The sequence below is a fragment of the Brachybacterium sp. genome (assembly GCF_036379615.1).
Classification (GTDB): Bacteria; Actinomycetota; Actinomycetes; order Actinomycetales; family Dermabacteraceae; genus Brachybacterium.
On sequence record NZ_DASVGJ010000067.1, the window covers coordinates 130,315 to 146,152 of the forward strand.

16 protein-coding genes are annotated in these 15,838 nt (G+C 72.8%); 2 read left to right on the forward strand and 14 right to left on the reverse strand.

Translation table 11 applies throughout. The features are described from left to right. Positions 1-12: 12 nt before the first annotated feature. From VF289_RS14815 to VF289_RS14865, 11 genes are all read right to left on the reverse strand, one after another. Positions 13-714, reverse strand: a complete 702-nt coding sequence (locus VF289_RS14815) for an urease accessory protein UreD (RefSeq protein WP_330884678.1) — start codon at positions 712-714, stop codon at positions 13-15. Further along, a complete protein-coding gene (gene ureG, locus VF289_RS14820) occupies positions 711-1,445 on the reverse strand; it encodes an urease accessory protein UreG (protein WP_330884679.1) in 735 nt (244 codons plus the stop codon). The genes VF289_RS14815 and ureG overlap by 4 nt, the downstream gene beginning before the upstream one ends. After that, on the reverse strand, positions 1,438-2,103 hold the full coding sequence (locus VF289_RS14825) for an urease accessory UreF family protein (RefSeq protein ID WP_330884680.1): 666 nt from the start codon (positions 2,101-2,103) through the stop codon (positions 1,438-1,440). The genes ureG and VF289_RS14825 overlap by 8 nt, the downstream gene beginning before the upstream one ends. Before the next feature lie 5 nt (positions 2,104-2,108). Then, on the reverse strand, positions 2,109-3,812 hold the full coding sequence (locus VF289_RS14830; RefSeq protein ID WP_330884681.1) for an urease subunit alpha: 1,704 nt from the start codon (positions 3,810-3,812) through the stop codon (positions 2,109-2,111). Beyond that, positions 3,812-4,159 carry an urease subunit beta gene (locus tag VF289_RS14835; protein WP_330884682.1) on the reverse strand — a complete coding sequence of 116 codons (348 nt, stop codon included), beginning with the start codon at positions 4,157-4,159 and terminating at the stop codon, positions 3,812-3,814. The genes VF289_RS14830 and VF289_RS14835 overlap by 1 nt, the downstream gene beginning before the upstream one ends. Before the next feature lie 11 nt (positions 4,160-4,170). Then, positions 4,171-4,473, reverse strand: a complete 303-nt coding sequence (locus tag VF289_RS14840) for an urease subunit gamma (protein ID WP_330884683.1) — start codon at positions 4,471-4,473, stop codon at positions 4,171-4,173. A gap of 5 nt (positions 4,474-4,478) precedes the next feature. Continuing rightward, positions 4,479-6,143, reverse strand: coding sequence for a hypothetical protein (locus VF289_RS14845; protein ID WP_330884684.1), 1,665 nt, complete (start codon positions 6,141-6,143; stop codon positions 4,479-4,481). Between the two features lie 137 nt (positions 6,144-6,280). Beyond that, positions 6,281-7,222, reverse strand: coding sequence for a phosphotransferase (locus VF289_RS14850; protein WP_330884685.1), 942 nt, complete (start codon positions 7,220-7,222; stop codon positions 6,281-6,283). 4 nt (positions 7,223-7,226) lie between these two features. After that, positions 7,227-7,634, reverse strand: a complete 408-nt coding sequence (locus tag VF289_RS14855; protein WP_330884686.1) for a GNAT family N-acetyltransferase — start codon at positions 7,632-7,634, stop codon at positions 7,227-7,229. Positions 7,635-7,638: 4 nt separating this feature from the next. Further along, on the reverse strand, positions 7,639-8,745 hold the full coding sequence (locus VF289_RS14860; protein ID WP_330884687.1) for a mandelate racemase/muconate lactonizing enzyme family protein: 1,107 nt from the start codon (positions 8,743-8,745) through the stop codon (positions 7,639-7,641). 17 nt (positions 8,746-8,762) lie between these two features. After that, positions 8,763-9,335 (reverse strand): helix-turn-helix transcriptional regulator, encoded by a 573-nt coding sequence (locus VF289_RS14865; RefSeq protein WP_330884688.1) that lies wholly within the window; start codon positions 9,333-9,335, stop codon positions 8,763-8,765. 145 nt (positions 9,336-9,480) lie between these two features. Here VF289_RS14865 and VF289_RS14870 point away from each other — a divergent pair, with 145 nt between their 5' ends. Beyond that, positions 9,481-10,740: an MFS transporter gene (locus VF289_RS14870; RefSeq protein ID WP_330884689.1), complete on the forward strand. Its 1,260-nt coding sequence runs from the start codon at positions 9,481-9,483 to the stop codon at positions 10,738-10,740. 10 nt (positions 10,741-10,750) lie between these two features. On the opposite strand, the gene VF289_RS14875 is transcribed toward VF289_RS14870, so the two are convergent. Both VF289_RS14875 and VF289_RS14880 read right to left on the reverse strand, forming a co-directional pair. Beyond that, a complete protein-coding gene (locus VF289_RS14875) occupies positions 10,751-12,562 on the reverse strand; it encodes a glycoside hydrolase family 3 protein (protein WP_330884690.1) in 1,812 nt (603 codons plus the stop codon). 13 nt (positions 12,563-12,575) lie between these two features. Further along, a complete protein-coding gene (locus VF289_RS14880; protein ID WP_330884691.1) occupies positions 12,576-13,946 on the reverse strand; it encodes a DUF1343 domain-containing protein in 1,371 nt (456 codons plus the stop codon). A gap of 264 nt (positions 13,947-14,210) precedes the next feature. On the opposite strand from VF289_RS14880, the gene VF289_RS14885 reads away from it, so the two are divergent. Then, a complete protein-coding gene (locus VF289_RS14885; protein WP_330884692.1) occupies positions 14,211-15,170 on the forward strand; it encodes a formylglycine-generating enzyme family protein in 960 nt (319 codons plus the stop codon). 4 nt (positions 15,171-15,174) lie between these two features. Here VF289_RS14885 and VF289_RS14890 read toward each other — a convergent pair whose 3' ends face one another. After that, positions 15,175-15,816 carry a helix-turn-helix domain-containing protein gene (locus VF289_RS14890; RefSeq protein ID WP_330884693.1) on the reverse strand — a complete coding sequence of 214 codons (642 nt, stop codon included), beginning with the start codon at positions 15,814-15,816 and terminating at the stop codon, positions 15,175-15,177. Positions 15,817-15,838: the final 22 nt, after the last annotated feature.

A 15,838-nucleotide genomic window follows, 5' to 3' on the forward strand; every position in this document is an offset into this window, starting at 1 on the left:
CTGCGGCGTGGGCTACGAGGGGACGGCGTCATCGGCCCACTCCTCCATCAGCTCCCCGACGCCGGTGCCGTGGGTGCTCGCGCCGAGGGCTCGGCCCAGGGCGCCGGGGGCCTCGAGGTGGAGCACGCGCGGACCGGTGCTCTCCGGAGGGCGACGGCCGAGCAGCACTGCGGAGTCCAGCACCCGGTGGGCGCCGAGCACGCCGTGGCGCGGCGCGGCGCCATCGAGGTCCAGGTGCTCGAGCAAGAGCGGGGCGCCGTCCGCGCCGCGCGCATCGAGGGCGCTGACGAGGTGGCCGCCTCGCTCCCCTGTGCGTCCCAGCACGAGGGTCTCGCGCAGGAGCAGGTCGGCTCCGTGGCCGAGGGTGATCGTGGTCCGTCGGCGCACGTCGGCCCCGTCGGTCACCACGAAGGGGTGGGCCCGCCACACCAGGCGGGCCCCCTCCTCCAGGCGGATCGAGACGTCGAACCGGCTGGGCGCACCGGTGCTCTCGTAGGCGACCGTGCCGCCGACGTCCTCGATCTCGAGCGTGCAGCCGGCGCCCACGTGCACGTCGACGGAGACCTCGTCGCCGCCCAGCAGCGTGGCCCCGGCGGCGACGAGCGCCACCCGGGCACCGGTCCGGGTCCGGGAGATGAGCCGCGGCTGGAGCAGGCCGGGGACGAGGCGCAGGCGCACCGGTCCGTCGGCCCGCTCGAGCGCGATCCGTGTCATCCGGCGTGGGCGTGCTCGTGCGGGTGCTCGTGGTCGTGCTCGTCCTCGGCGTGGACGTGCGGCGCCATCGGCCCGGGGTCCTGCGGGGCGTGGGTGCCCGCGGTGTGGGCGGCGAGAAGCTCCAGCACCCAGGCGCGCAGCTCCGCGACGGTGTCCTCCTGGTGACGGGAGACCCCGAGCACCGGCCCGCCCTCGCGGGCCGCGGTCGCATCGGCGAGCATCCGTTCCACATCGACCCCCACGTGCGGGGCGAGGTCGACCTTGTTCACCACCAGCAGGTCGGCGCGGCCGATCCCCGGGCCGCCCTTGCGGGCCACGTCCCCGCCGCCGGCGACGTCGAGCACGAAGATCTGCGCGTCGACCAGCGCCGGGGAGAAGGTCGCGGTGAGGTTGTCGCCGCCGGACTCGACGAGCACCAGGTCCAGCGGGTCGAAGTCCGCCTCGAGGTCCTCGACGGCGGCGAGGTTCGCGGTGACGTCGTCGCGGATCGCGGTGTGGGGGCAGGCCCCGGTCTCGACGGCGCGGATGCGCTCGGGCTCGAGCACCCCGGCGGAGCGCAGGAAGCGGGCGTCCTCGTCGGTGTAGATGTCGTTGGTGATCACACCGATGCGGATCTCGCCGGCCAGGGCGCGGCAGATCGTCGCGATGAGCGAGCTCTTGCCGGTGCCGACGGGGCCGGCGACCCCCAGCCGGAGCGAGCGGTTCGGGGATCGATGGGTGTTCTCAGGCACGGAAGAGCCTCCTCGGCAGTTCGGACTGGGCCTCGGACCAGCCCTCGGTCAGGGGTGCCCCCGCGCACGGGATGTGCGTGGGGTCCGTCAGCGCGGCGAGCTCCGCCACGCGGGGTTCCAGGAGCGCGCAGGCCTCGAGCACGAGGGCGGCCGCGGCGCGGGGGTCGCCCGGCTCGAGCTTAAGCAGGGCGGAGGCGATGGTCTGCGCGTCGTCGTAGGCGATCAGGCGCACCAGGTCCTCGGCCTCGAGGCCGGCGGCCGCGGCGACGAGGCCCAGCACGATCGGCCGGGGCCAGGGGCCGTCCCGCCGGGCGGGGACGGGGACCGCGCCGGGCCACAGGACGTCGGCCGCGCGGCGCAGCCCGTCCCCGAGGGCTCCGGCGACCTCGCGCTGGGCGCGGCTCGGGGTGCGGGCCGCCCATTCGGCGCGCAGGCGGTCCAGGTCCGAGGCGGGCCCGAGCGCTCGGGCGACGACCGCGGTCCCGGCCTCCACCAGGACCACCGTGCGGATCCGGGAGGCGACGTACCCGGCCACGTCCGCCGGGGCCAGCCCGTCGCGCAGCGCCGCCTCGAGGGCGTTGGAGGAGACGTGCGCGCCGGCGGGCAGGCGGGAGTCCGCGAGCAGCAGGGCGACCGACAGCGAAGCGGGCACAGTCATCGGGGTCAGAACATCTGGTAGAGCTGGGCCAGCGGCAGCATGCTGGCGGGTGCCGGTTCGACCAGCTCCCCGTCGATCCGGATCTCGAAGGTGTCCGGGCGGATGTCGATCCGGGGCAGCGCGTCGTTGAGACGGAGGTCCGCCTTGGTGACGTCGCGGGTCGGAGCCACCGGCAGCAGCTCCCGGGACAGGCCCAGGCGATCGCGCAGACCGTCCTCGACCGCGGAGGGCGCCACGAAGGAGACCGAGAGCGCGTCCCCGATCGCGTCCCCGAAGGCGGGTCGCATCAGCACCGGCTGCGGGGTGGGGATCGAGGCGTTCGGGTCCCCGAGCGCCGCCCACGCGATCGCACCGCCCTTGAGCACCAGCGCGGGCCGCACCCCGAAGAAGCGCGGATCCCAGAGCACCAGGTCCGCGAGCTTGCCCTCCTCCACGGAGCCGATGTGGGCGTCGACGCCGTGGGCGATCGCGGGGTTGATCGTGTACTTGGCGACGTAGCGGCGGGCTCGTTCGTTGTCCGCCGGCATCGTGTCGCCGAGGGACCCGACACGGTCCTTCATCACGTGGGCGACCTGCCAGGTGCGGGTGATGACCTCGCCGATCCTGCCCATCGCCTGCGCGTCGGAGGACGTGATCGACAGGGCGCCCATGTCGTGCAGGAGGTCCTCGGCGGCGATGGTCGAGGCGCGGATGCGGGACTCGGCGAAGGCGAGGTCCTCGGGGACGGAGGGCTTGAGGTGGTGGCAGACCATCAGCATGTCGAGGTGCTCGGCCACGGTGTTGACGGTGTGCGGGAGGGTCGGGTTGGTCGACCCGGGCAGCACGTGGGGCAGGGAGGCGATCTCGAGGATGTCGGGGGCGTGCCCGCCGCCCGCGCCCTCGATGTGGAAGGCGTGGAGGGTGCGGCTGTCGATCGCGGCGATCGTGGACTGCACGAAGCCGGACTCGTTCAGCGAATCCGAGTGCAGGGCCACCTGCAGGCCGTGCTCCCCGGCGGCACGCAGCGAGGCGTCGATCGTGGCGGGGGTCGCGCCCCAGTCCTCGTGGACCTTGTACCCGGCGGCGCCGGCGAGGGCCTGCTCGGCCAGCGCCTCGGCGGAGACGGTGTTGCCCTTGCCCAGGAGCAGCACGTTCACGGGCAGGCGGTCCAGCGCCTGATGCATCCGGCCCAGGTGCCAGGCGCCGGGGGTGACGGTGGTGGCGCGGCTGCCCTCCGACGGGCCGGTCCCGCCGCCGCCGATCGTGGTGATGCCGGTGGCCAGCGCCTCGTGGATCTGCGAGGGAGAGAGCAGGTGGACATGGGTGTCGAAGGCGCCCGCGGTGAGGATCTTCCCCTCCCCGGAGATCACGTCCGTGGAGGGCCCGATGCGCAGCGCGGGGTGGATGCCGTCGGAGATGTCGGGGTTCCCGGACCTGCCGAGCGCGACGATCCTGCCGTCGCGCAGCCCGACGTCGGCCCGGACCACACCCCACCAGTCCAGGATGATCGCGTTGGTGATCACGGTGTCCGGGGCGCCCTCGGCGCGGGTGGTGGTGCCCTGGCCCATGGACTCGCGGATCGACTTGCCCCCGCCGAACACGGACTCCTCGCCGCCGACGGTGCGATCCTCCTCGACCTCGATCCAGAGGTCGGTGTCGCCCAGGCGCAGCTGGTCGCCGGTGGTGGGTCCGTAGAGCGCGGCGTAGCGCTCGGCGCTGATGCGCACCATCAGCGCACTCCCCCGTCGTCGGCCGTGGACCGGATCTGCAGCCCCGGCACCCGCCCGGCCCCGCCCAGGCGCACCACCGCGACGCGGCGCGAGGCGCCCGGCTCGAACCGCAGCGAGGTGCCCGCGGGGATGTCGAGGCGGAAGCCGCGGGCGGCCTCCCGATCCATGGCCAGGGCCGTGTTCGCATCCGGAAGGTGCAGGTGCGAGCCGATCTGGATCGGGCGGTCGCCGGTGTTCTCGAGGACCAGCTCGGCGGAGTCCTCGGCGCGCTCGCGACGGTTCAGCTCGCGCATCCCGGGGCGCACGCGGAGCGCGCCGGGGCCCGGTCGGTCGGTGATGGGGTCCATGCGCAGTGTCCTCAGTCGATCGGGTGGTGGAGGGTGACGAGCTTGCGACCGTCGGGGAAGGTGGCCTCGACCTGCACGTCGGTGAGCATCTCCGCCACGCCCTCCATCACCTGGGTCCGGGCGAGCACCTCACGGCCGGCGACCATGAGCTCCTCGACGCCGCGGCCGTCCCGCGCCCGCTCGATCACCCAGGTGCTCAGCAGGGCCACGGCCTCGGGATGGTTCAGCAGCACACCGCGGTCCAGGCGGTCACGGGCCACCATCCCCGCGACCGACAGCATGAGCTTCTCGGTGTCCGCCGGGGTGAAGCGCATGGCGGCTACTCCTTGGGCAGCACGTGCTGCCCGGTGCGGTCGGTGGTCAGAGCCAGGGAGCTGAGGTAGATCCGCTCCCCGTCGGGGCCGGGGACCGCGGAGGCGATCATGTCCGGCCGCTCGAACTCCATCCCGGTGACGGCGCACTCGAGGGTCTCGCCCGAGGGGTTGCCGTGCTCGTCGAGCATCGGCAGCTCGATGCCGTCGTCGGTGCGGCGCAGGTAGTAGCGGCCCTGGGTGAGGACAGCCATCAGCGGGGTGGCGAGCACGGCGATGCCGACGGCGAACAGCGGCGAGAAGGGCTGGACCGCGGCCCCGAAGGCGCCGAAGAAGATCGCGATCGAGAAGCCGCCGGCCAGGGCCAGGGACACGATGCCGACGGGGTTCCAGTCGTACAGCATGCCGCGGCGGAACTCGGGTCGCACCGGAGACAGCTTCAGCACGTGCTTGTTGATCACGATGTCGGTGGCGACCACGCAGATCCAGGACATCGCGAGGTTCGCATAGAAGCTGAGGATGCCGTTGAGGAAGTCGAACATGTTCGCCTCCATGAGCACCAGGGCGATGCCCAGGTTCACGGCGAGGAACACCAGGCGGCCGGGGTAGCGGCGGGTGACGCGGGTGTACGAGTTCGTCCAGGCCAGCGACCCGGAGTAGGCGTTGGTGACGTTGATCTTGACCTGGGAGATGACCACCAGGACCACGGCGAGGATCAGCGCGAGCCAGCCCGGCATCAGCTGCTCGTAGGTGACCAGGAACTGCTGCACCGGCTCGTTGGCGAAATCGCGGGCGCCGGGGACGTTGGCCACCAGGTACACGGCCAGGAACATGCCGAGGATCTGCTTGATCGCGCCGAAGATGACCCAGCCCGGGCCGCCCAGGATCGTGGCGGCCCACCAGGAGCGGCGGTTCGCGTCGGTGCGGGGCGGCATGAACCGCAGGTAGTCGATCTGCTCGGCGATCTGGGCGATGAGCGAGAGGCAGACGCCGGCCGCGAGCATCGCGGAGGCCAGGTTCACCCCGGCGCCGCTGTCCCCGGTGTGGGAGAGGAAGGTCTGCACCGAGTCGGGGTGGGAGATGACGAGATAGGCCACGGGGATGACCATGAGGATCAGCCACACCGGGGTGGTGGCGACCTGCAGCTTCGCCAGCGTCTTCATGCCGTAGATGACCAGCGGGAAGATCATCAGTGTGGAGACGAGGTAACCGATCCAGCGCGGGATCCCCAGGCCCAGGTAGAGGCCCTGGGCCATGATCGAGCCCTCGAGGGCGAAGAAGATGAAGGTGAACGACGCGAAGATGACGTTGGTGATCACCGAGCCGTAGTAGCCGAAGCCGGAGCCGCGCGTGATGAGGTCGAGGTCGAGGTTGTAGCGGGCGGCGTAGTACGCCAGGGGGAAGCCCGAGAGGAAGATGATCGTCGCCGCGACCAGGATCCCGATGATCCCGTTGAGGGTGCCGTGGGTGAGCGCGATGTTCGCGCCGATCGAGAAGTCCGCGAGGTAGGCGATGCCGCCGAGGGCGCTCGTCGCCACGACCGCCGGGGTCCACCGACGGTAGGACCGCGGGGCGAAGCGGAGGGTGTAGTCCTCGAGGCTCTCGCGGGTCGCGGTCTGGGCGTCGGCGGAGGGCCCGGCGCCGTCCGGGGCAGGTCTGGTCTCTACGCTCATCACAGCTCCGATCGCGGGAGGGCAGTGTGAGGAGGATCTGCCCGGGAACAGCCGCACCGTAGGCGGCGGATTCCGGGCGGCGCGCGGCCAGGAGGGGCCGTGACCTGTTCGTGACCGGGTGTCTCAGCGGGTGCGGGTCAGGCCCGGGCGGTGCGCTCCCAGCGCCGACGCACCAGCGTCAGGAGCGCGTCGCGCCGACGCCGACGGTGCTCGCCGAGCAGCGGCATCGACGGGACGTGCGGGTGCCGGGCCGCGTCGGCGAAGAAGGCGAGGATGCCGGCGAGCACGTCCGTGCCCTCGCCGAGCGGCCTTCCGTGGCGAACCAGGAGCTCGTCCACGTGCCGGTCCACCTCGAGCGCTCCGTCGGGGTCCTCGATCGAGGAGAGCAGCTGCAGGGCGTCGGCGGTGCGGCTGCCGCGGGAGGCCCATGCCCAGTCGACGAGGCTGACCGTGCCGTCGTCGGCGAGGAGGATGTTGTCCGCGCGCAGGTCGGAGTGGCACAGGGTGTCGCCGTCGAGCACGTCGATGCCCCGCCGGGCGGCGGCCCGCAGCGCGTCGAGATGCGCCGAGATCCACGGGTCGAGGTCCTGCGGAGGATCGGCGGCGATGCGGTCGAAGCCCAGCATGTCCTCGCCGAGGGTGTCCGTCACGCTTTGCAGATCGGGCACCGGGCACGGCGTGGCGGAGGCCTGGAGCTCGTCGAGCGCGGTGAGCACCGCCGAGAGGTCGCCCGCGGTCCACGGCTCCTCCGGCATCGCGCCCCGGCCCACCTCGGTGACCAGCACGAACCAGTCCTCGTGCGGAAAGGCGTCGACGAGGGCGGGCACCGGGGCGGCCGACGGGATGCGCGCGAGCGCCGCGGCCTCGGACCGGTTCAGCTGCATCGCCCCGGGGTTGTCCTGCTCCCGCACCGCCTTGACGAAGAGGGGGCGGCCCGAGTCGGCCTCGACGATCTCCGCGGAGCTGCGGGAGAAGCCGCCGCGGCACGAGCGGAGACGCGTCACCGGACCGCCGAGCAGCAGCTCGAGACGCCTGTGCAGCGAGACGGGCAGATCGGCCCAGGTCAGACGGTGCGTCATCGGCTCAGACCTTCAGGATCCCCGCCGTGCTGCGCTGGAACAGGCCCTCGGTCATGTAGAACGCGCCGAGGTCGATCTCGAAGTCGACGTGAAGCCATTCGACCTGGCTCCTGCGGCACTCCTCGATGGCGCGGTGCACCATGGTGCGGCCGATCCCCGTGCCCTGGTGATCGGGGTGCACGGAGGTGTCCAGGAGGAAGGCGTGGCGGCCGCCGTCAGTGATGACGTTGCAGAACCCGCGCAGCTCGCCGTCGCAGCGGGCCGTGACCCAGCCGAGCGAGTACCGCTCGAGGCGATCGGACCACGGCTCGAGCTCGACGGCGTGGCCGAACGCAGCGGCGTGGAGCGCGGAGAGCTCCTCGTCGGTGGCGTCGTCGCGCCAGGCGATCTCGGGCTGCTCCCTCGGACTCATCGCCTCAGTGTGCCAGGCGCACGAGGCCGAATCCGGGCTTTCCCGGCAGCACGAGCTTCCCGTCCTCCAGCAGGTATGCGGAGGCGTCGACACCGTCGGTCGCGCCGGGCACCCCCTCGACCACGGGGACCCCGCCCAGGCCGGCAGCGAGCTGGGCGGCGTAGAGGGTCTTCAGCGGATGGCCCCAGGCGTGCGGGGAGGCGAGCACCCCGAGCTCGCGCACCCGGGGCATCAGCTGCCGCCAGGCGGTGAACCCGAAGGAGAGCACGTCCATGAGCAGCACGTCGAGCAGGCCCTCGCCGGCCAGCTCGAGCACCGCGTCCACGTCGGGGTCGAACTCCCCGTCGGCCACCAGCACCCCGGAGCCCGCGGCCACCAGGTGCTCGTGCACGCGACGCAGCCCGTCGGCCTCCTCGGCGAACGGCTCCTCGATCCAGAACAGCTCGCAATCGGCGGTCTCCTCGAGGAACCGCACCGTCTGCTCCGGGGTGTAGCCGTCGTTCATGTCGACCAGGAGGCGCAGCTCGGGATGCGCCTGCCGCACGGCGCGGACCACCTCGAGATCGCGGGCGTACCCGATCTCGGGAGCCATCCAGCGGTTGCCGCGGCCGATCTTGAGCTTCAGGCCGCGATATCCGGCGCGATGGTCGGCCTCGCACGCGGCGAGCACACCATCGATCCCGCGCGGCGCCTCCTCCGGGTCGAGGTCGTCGAAGTAGATCGCGCCGGAGTAGCAGGGCACCTCGGCGGGCCCGCCGTCGCCGAGCATCTGATGGACGGGCTGGTCCAGGAGGTTCCCGGCGAGGTCGTGCAGTGCGATGTCGAGCGGCAGCGCGGCGGGGTCGAGCACTCCGGACCTGGCGTCGAAGATCTCCTCGAGCGGTCGGCCGACGCAAACCTGCAGGTCGGGCTCGGGTCCCTCGTACATGCCCCAGCCCGTCGCCCCGGAGTCGGTGCGGAGGCTGACCGCGAGCGCGGTGGGACCGTCCCCGTGGGCGCCGAGGCGGGCGTTGCGGCCGATGGTGCGCGGGTAGCGGCTGCGCAGCGGGGCGGAGGTCACCTCGGCCAGACGATGTCCGGAGAGGTCGGCGGGACGGTGGGTGTCGGTCACGACCCCAGCTTTGTCGCTCAGACCGCCCGTGTCGAGGGGGCGGTGGACCGCGTCAGCAGCGCGACGGAGAAGAACACCGCCGCCTGACCCTCCCGCGCGCGGTAGCGGTAGGTGCCGGCGGTGACCGTGCGGCCGGAGCCGCCGGCCTCGATGACCTGCACGTCCGCGTCGGTGACGATCTCCAGAGCACCCTCGGTGACGTGCAGCATGATCGCGGGGATCGGCACGCCGGCGCCCCCCTCATAGACGTCCTCGCCCAGCAGCTTCCACTTCCAGGTCTCGACGGAGAGCGCGGCGGTGTCCACGGCGTCCAGCAGCACCGCCCAGCTGCCGGCCGCGGTGGACCAGACCTCCACCCCGTCCGGGGCGTCGTCGGCCCCCACGCCCATCAACGCGGCGAAGGTGGTCCCCAGGCCCGCGGCGATGCGGTCGAGGATCGCGACCGACGGGTTCGCCTGACCGAGCTCGATCTGGGTGAGCATGCGGCGGCTGACGTCGCTGAGGTCGGCGAGCGCGGCGACGCTGAGATCCGCCTCCTGCCGCGCGGCGCGGATGCGGGCGCCGAGCTGCTCGACCACTGCGGGACGCATCCCACCGCTCATCGCCGCACCCCTCCCCTTGCCATGCCAGAAGCCTAACGGAGTGACGGGAACTATATTGCGCACCCGGCCGGGTGCGCACTATGTTGCGCAGTGGCGACACCGCCCCTGCTCACGCATCCCGAAGGAGGTCCCCATGGCCGGACACACCGCTCTCGCCCCCGCTCGGCGCACCCCGGTGCGTCGTCCCGACGGCGCCCTGCTGCGCTGGTTCACCTCCTACGGCTCCTTCGCGGTGCCGCAGGCCGCGGCACCGATCGCCTTCTCCCTGATCGCGCTGCCGCTGACGGGGGACGCCGCCAGCGGCGCCGCGATGATGCTCGCGATGACGATCGCGCAGGTGCTCGGCGCCGTGCCGATCACGCGCCTGGGTCGGCGCTTCTCCCCGGTGCCCTTCCTGCGGATCCTGATCGGGCTGCGCACGCTCGCCCTGGTGGGGATCGCCGTGCTCGCGGGGCTCGGCGCCCCCTTCGCACTCGTCGTGGCCGGGGCCGCGCTCGCAGGGCTGGTCAACGGTGCCGCCTACGGGAACCTGCGCGCGGTGCTGAACCACCTCGTCCCGGCCGGTCGGCTGCCGCGCGCGCTCGGGGTCGCGGCCACGCTGAACGAGGTCACCTTCGTGGCCTCCCCGGTGCTCGCCGCGGCGCTGGGCAGCTACTCCCCGCAGGCGGCGGCCTGGGCGATGGTGGTGCTCGGGATGGGACCGATGCTCCTGCTGCCGCGGATCCCGACCGCCACCGCGCCGGGCCCGGAGCAGCGCCGCAGCCGCCTGCACCTGACCCCGACGATCCTGCTGTGGCTGGTGTGCGGCGGAGCCAGCGCCGCCTCGATCGCGGCGATCGAGATCGGTGCCGTCTCGATGGCGGTCTCCTTCGGCCTGCCAGCGGCCTGGGGCGTGCTCTTCCCGGTCGCGATCTGCGTGACCTCGATCCTCGGCGGGATCTGGGTGAGCGTCCACAACCGGATGCCGCGCCGCCGCACCGTGCTGGCCTGGCTCGCGGTGACCGCGCTCGGTGTGGCCGCCGTGGGCTTCGGGCACTCGGTGACCGCCACGGTCATCGGGGCGCTCCTGGTGGGTGCGGTCCTCGCACCGCTGGCGACCTACTACTCGCTCGTGCTGGACCATCTCGTCGCGCCCGAGCACCGTGCCGAGGTGTTCGCCCAGCTGCGCACCGCGAACGCGCTGGGCATCATCACCTCGAGCGCGCTGCTGTCGCTGGCGAGCCTCGAGGTCACCTTCATGGTCGTGATCACGGTCATGGCGGTCGTGCTGGTGGTGACCGGGACCGTGTTCACGGCGGGCTGGGTGCGGACTCGGCGCCGTCACCTCGTGCGGGAGGCGGCCGAGCGCCGGGCGCGAGAGGAGACGACCCCCGAAAACGCGACGCTCGGCTGACGGACACCGCTCAGCGCAGCCCGTGCCCGAGCGGGTACGCCTCCCCCGTGCCGTCGGCCGTGGGGATCGGGACCGGGAGCTTCCCGCGGGTGCGCACCGTGCCCGCGAGCACCCCGGCGATCGCCCGGAGCGAGGCATCGGCATTGCCGTAGGCGGCCAGCGACGCCGCGACCTCCCCGACGTGCACCACGTCGTAGGGATTGCGCAGCGAGGCGTGGATGACGGGCGTGCCGGTCGCGGCGAGCGCCGCCACCATCGCGACCTGGGCGGCGGGGGTGGTGAACCCCGACGAGGAGGTGAACACCAGCACCACATCGATCCCGTCGTCCGTCGCCGCGGCCGCCTCCTCCGGGCTCGCACCGGCCAGCGCGGTCGCCGTCAGTCCGTGCTCCTGGAGCGCCGCGGCGGCGACCTCCAGCTTCGCCGCGGTGCCCGCGCCGGTGACCAGAACTTTCGCCCCCTCGGCGAGCGGGAGGGCGCTCCCGTCGTCGGTGATCAGGGTGATCGAGTCCTCGGCCATGCGCTGTGCGGTGCTCACGGCGCGTCGGGCACCGATCGTGCCGGCCGCCGTCGCGGGGTCCACATGGACCTCGTCGAACAGGCCCCGGCGCAGCTTCTGGGCGAGGATGCGGCGCACCGACTGATCCACCCGCTCCTCGGTGATCTCGCCGGCCGCCACCGCGTCGCGCACGCCGCCGATCGCGACCGCGAGGTCCGGGGGCATGAGCATCTGGTCGGCGCCGGCGAGGATCGCCTCGACCGGGACCCGGTCGTCGCCGAACAGGGTGCGCACGCCCTCCATCGCGAGGGAGTCGGTGACGATGACGCCCTCGTAGCCGAGCTCCTCGCGGAGCAGGCCGGTGAGGATCGGGCGCGAGAGGGTCGCCGGGACGCCGGAGTCATCGAGCGTCGGGACCACGATGTGCGCGGTCATGATCGCGTCCACGCCCTCCTCGATCGCCGCGACGAAGGGCGGCAGGTCGATCGTCTCGAGCTCCTCGCGGGTGTGGTCGATGACCGGCAGCCCGATATGGGAGTCGGTCGCGGTGTCGCCGTGGCCGGGGAAGTGCTTGGCCGCCGCCGAGCAGTCCGCGCCCTGCATCCCCCTGATCTGGGCCGCGGCGAGGCGGGCGACCGCCGCGGAGTCCGCGCCGAGCGAGCGCACCCCGATCACCGGATTCTGCGCCTCGACGTTGACGTCGACCACCGGGGAGAACGCCTGGTGGAGGCCTGCGGCCCGCATCTCGGCGCCGACGATGTCCCCGGCCTTCCGTGCGTGGGCGCGGGAGCCGGTGGCCCCGAGCGCCATCTGCCCCGGCAGCGGGGTGGCCGGGGCCGGGAGGCGATGGACCACGCCCCGCTCCTCGTCGGCACTGATGATCAGGGGGATCCCGCCGGAGTCCAGGGCGGCGTCCTGAGCATCGTTCGAGAGCGTGGCGATCTGCTCGATGTCCTGGAGGTTGTCGCTCCAGACGAAGTAGATCAGCCCGCCCACGTGGTGGGTGCGCACGATCTCGGCGATCGTGTCCACCCCCGTGGTCGAGGTGTTCGAGGCGTGCGGCTCATGGGCGCTCGCGCCGTAGCCGACGGCCACGAACAGCTGGCCGATCTTCTGCTCGAGGCTCATGGCGGCCAGGAGCTCGTCGATCCGGGCAGCGTGCCGGCCGTCCCCGGGGGCGGCATGGGCCGCGGTGGGCAGGGCGACGGCGGTGCCGACCCCCGCGAGGGCGGCCGCGGTGACGGCGCGGCGGCTGACGGCGCGGCTGTCGGGGCGGGAGGTGCGGGGAGCGCGAGAAGCGTCGGCGGGGTGGAGGGAGGTCATGATCGTCTCCTGTTCAGTAGCGGCGATAGCGCTGGGTGATGGCCTCGAAGCGTCGGGACTCGCGCCGCCAGGCGGCGACGATCGCCTGCGGGCTCTCCCCGTCCTCGAGCATCATGCGGGTGCGCTTGGTGCCGGAGAGCCTGTCGATCCAGCACACGTCCGCCTCGGTGCGGCAGTCCTCGCCCTCGCGCCAGTCGACCTCCTCGACGTTGCGCAGCAGGGCGGCGAGCACATGGATGCCGGTGCGCACCGGCTCGTAGGCCAGCGGATCGGTGACGTGCAGCTGCAGGCCGCCGCAGAACTCACCGGCGTGCTTGGAGGTGGTGGGGGTGGCGAACATGGGGCGGCAGAGCACGCCCGGCAGCTCTGCGGCGCGGAGGTCCTCGATGATCGCGTCGATCTGCTGCTCGCCGAGGAAGGGGGCACCGAACCAGAGGAACGGCGTGGTGGTGCCGCGCCCCTCGGAGACGTTCAGCGACTCGATCAGGCCCGTGCCGGCGTAGACCACGGCGGTGTCGGGGGTGGGGATGTTCGGTGAGGGCAGCACCCACGGGAGATCGGTGGCCGACGGGTCCTCGGGGTCATAGCCGCTCATCTCGATCACCTCGAGATCCACGGCCTTGGCCAGGAACTCGCCGTTGAACAGGGAGGCGAGCTCGCCGACGGTGAGGCCGTGGGTCTGCGGGATCTCGCGCAGCCCCACGAAGGAGGACAGCTCCGGCTCGAGCACGAAGCCCTCGATGTCCGCACCCAGCGGGTTCGGACGGTCCAGCACCACGAACCGCTTGTCGTTCTCGCCGGCGGCCTCCATCGCGTAGTAGAGGGTCCAGATGTAGGTGTAGAAGCGGGTGCCGATGTCCTGGATGTCGAAGACCAGCACGTCGACATCGGCGAGCATCTCCGCAGTGGGCTTCTGGGTCGCGCCGTACAGCGAGCGCACCGGCAGTCCGGTCTTCTCGTCGATGTAGTCCCCGACGGCGCCGCCTGCCGGTTCCGCGCCGCGCACCCCGTGCTCGGGGCCGAACAGGGCGGCCATCGTGAAGCCGCCCTCCTCCTGCGCCGCGACCAGCAGATCGATGGTGGAGCGCAGCGCGCTGTCGGTGCCGGTGGGATTGGTGATCAGGCCGACGCGCGCATCGCGCAGAGTCGCCAGGGCCTCCGGCTCCAGCAGGTTCTCGATGCCGAGGCGGAGGTCGCTCGCGGTCCCCGTCCCGTTCCCCGTGCCTCTGCCCCGGCCGTTGTCTGCGGGGGCGGCGTGCGCGGCACCGGCGGCGAGGGCCGCTCCGGCCGGAAGGGTGCCCAGCGCGGCGAGGACTCGGCGCCGGCCGTGTCGGCCACCTCCGCCGTCGGTCGGCTCCATCTGCTTCAGTGCTGCATGGTTCACGAGGGGACCTCCGTCGTCGTCGGATCGTGAGCGCGCAGGGTCATCTGGCGGGCACACGGTGCAAAACGTTACAGCGTGGTGTCGTGGGTCACAACCGGTTCCGCGAGACCCCGCTGCGCACCAGCCTTCTGCGCGGGCCGACCCGCGAGGCCGCCGTCCGGACGGGCTACCGTGAAGCTGCGCGGCGCCGCAGACCGCGCCCGTCACGAGGGAAGAGGGTCGATGTCCGGGACAGGCAGCTGCTGCGCGGCCGGAAGGGCCGCCATGGAGGAGAACCCCGAGCGGGAGGCCGTGCCGCCCGACCCGTCGGCCGCGACGCCCGCCGTCGCCGCCAGCGCTGCCGACGCTGCTGCCCCTGTCACCGCCGTCGCCTCTGTCGCCGCTGAGGTTCGTGATCGCGCGCGGCATGCGGTGCTCATCGAGGCCGGACCCTTCCGGATGGGCAGCGAGGACGCCGACCGGAACCCCGGGGACGGCGAGTCCCCCGTGCGCAGCGTGGAGGTGCCCGCCTTCCGGATCGATCCCGCCTGCGTGACCAATGCCGAGTTCGCCGCGTTCGTGCAGGAGACCGGATACGTCACCGAGGCGGAGGAGTTCGGCTGGTCCTTCGTGTTCGGCGGTCTGCTCGAGCCGGAGCTGCGCCGGGCGAGCCGCAAGCCGCCGGGCACGCCCTGGTGGCGGGCGGTCGAGCAGGCGTGCTGGTCCGCGCCGGAGGGCCCGGGATCGAGCGTGAGGGAACGCGGGGAGCATCCGGTGGTGCACGTGTCCCTGCGGGATGCCGAGGCCTTCGCGGCCTGGTGCGGGATGCGCCTGCCGCGGGAGGCGGAGTGGGAGAAGGCCGCCCGCGGGGGCCTGGACCAGGCCCGCTACGCCTGGGGGGAGGAGCTCGCACCGGGCGGCGAGCACCTCTGCAACATCTGGCAGGGAGCCTTCCCTCTGCGCAACACCCTCGAGGACGGCTTCCTGGGCACGGCCCCGGTGCGGTCCTTCCCGCCCAACGGATTCGGGCTGTACGAGGTCGCCGGGAACGTGTGGGAGTGGTGCAGCGACCCATGGGAGACGGGCGGCGCAACCTCGCTGACGGGCGATGTGCGGGTGATGCGCGGCGGCTCGTACCTGTGCCACGACAGCTACTGCAACCGGTACCGGGTCGCGGCCCGCTCCTCGACCGCCGCCGAGGACTCCAGCGGGAACAAGGGCTTCCGCCTCGCCATGGACGCGTGAGCGGTCAGGCGGGGTCGGTGCCCCAGGCTCGCTTCAGGTCCTCGACATGCTCCGCGAGCGCCGCGGCCATGTCGACCTCGGGATCCAGCAGCCACTGCAGCTGCAGGCCGTCCATGAGCGCGATCATCGAGCGGGCGATCCGTTCGACGGGGGCGTCCGCCCGGACGTGCCCGGTGCGCTGATCTGCCCGCAGCCCGCCGATGAGCGACTCGGCGGTGACCGCGTAGTGGCTCAGCATCCACTCATGCGCCGGATGGTCCTCCGTGACCGCCTCGCCCACCATCGACGCGTACAGCAGCACCAGTTCGGCGCGCTCCATGTTCTGGCGGGCGAGGCCGACGAGGGCATCGAACAGCCGCCAGGGGGCGTCCCCCTCCGCCGCCGGCGGCATGTGGTCCAAGCGGTCCCGGTGCTCCAGGACCGCGCCGAGCAGCGCGGGCTTCGAGGGGAAGTGATGGGCCAGGCCCGAGGGAGAGATCCCGGCGGCGGCGGCGACCTGCGCCATCGAGGTGGCGGCGTAGCCCTGATGGGCGATGAGATCGATCGCGGCATGCAGCGAGCGCTCGCGCACGACGGCCGAGTCCTGGCCGCGGGGGCGACCGCGGCCCCGGCGTGCGGGGCGGGCGTCCTGGGCGGCGGTGCTCATCGGTCCCTCTCCTTCATCGGTG

What these genes read in the sequence shown, in the direction of transcription:
- VF289_RS14835 (WP_330884682.1), bottom strand. Translation starts at nt 4,159, where the DNA reads ATGGACCCCATCACCGACCGACCGGGCCCCGGCGCGCTCCGCGTGCGC.
- VF289_RS14890 (WP_330884693.1), bottom strand. Translation starts at nt 15,816, where the DNA reads ATGAGCACCGCCGCCCAGGACGCCCGCCCCGCACGCCGGGGCCGCGGT.
- VF289_RS14840 (WP_330884683.1), bottom strand. Translation starts at nt 4,473, where the DNA reads ATGCGCTTCACCCCGGCGGACACCGAGAAGCTCATGCTGTCGGTCGCG.
- VF289_RS14815 (WP_330884678.1), bottom strand. Translation starts at nt 714, where the DNA reads ATGACACGGATCGCGCTCGAGCGGGCCGACGGACCGGTGCGCCTGCGC.
- VF289_RS14875 (WP_330884690.1), bottom strand. Translation starts at nt 12,562, where the DNA reads ATGACCTCCCTCCACCCCGCCGACGCTTCTCGCGCTCCCCGCACCTCC.
- VF289_RS14870 (WP_330884689.1), top strand. Translation starts at nt 9,481, where the DNA reads ATGGCCGGACACACCGCTCTCGCCCCCGCTCGGCGCACCCCGGTGCGT.
- VF289_RS14885 (WP_330884692.1), top strand. Translation starts at nt 14,211, where the DNA reads ATGGAGGAGAACCCCGAGCGGGAGGCCGTGCCGCCCGACCCGTCGGCC.
- VF289_RS14830 (WP_330884681.1), bottom strand. Translation starts at nt 3,812, where the DNA reads ATGGTGCGCATCAGCGCCGAGCGCTACGCCGCGCTCTACGGACCCACC.
- VF289_RS14825 (WP_330884680.1), bottom strand. Translation starts at nt 2,103, where the DNA reads ATGACTGTGCCCGCTTCGCTGTCGGTCGCCCTGCTGCTCGCGGACTCC.
- VF289_RS14845 (WP_330884684.1), bottom strand. Translation starts at nt 6,143, where the DNA reads ATGAGCGTAGAGACCAGACCTGCCCCGGACGGCGCCGGGCCCTCCGCC.
- VF289_RS14850 (WP_330884685.1), bottom strand. Translation starts at nt 7,222, where the DNA reads ATGACGCACCGTCTGACCTGGGCCGATCTGCCCGTCTCGCTGCACAGG.
- VF289_RS14855 (WP_330884686.1), bottom strand. Translation starts at nt 7,634, where the DNA reads ATGAGTCCGAGGGAGCAGCCCGAGATCGCCTGGCGCGACGACGCCACC.
- VF289_RS14865 (WP_330884688.1), bottom strand. Translation starts at nt 9,335, where the DNA reads ATGCGTCCCGCAGTGGTCGAGCAGCTCGGCGCCCGCATCCGCGCCGCG.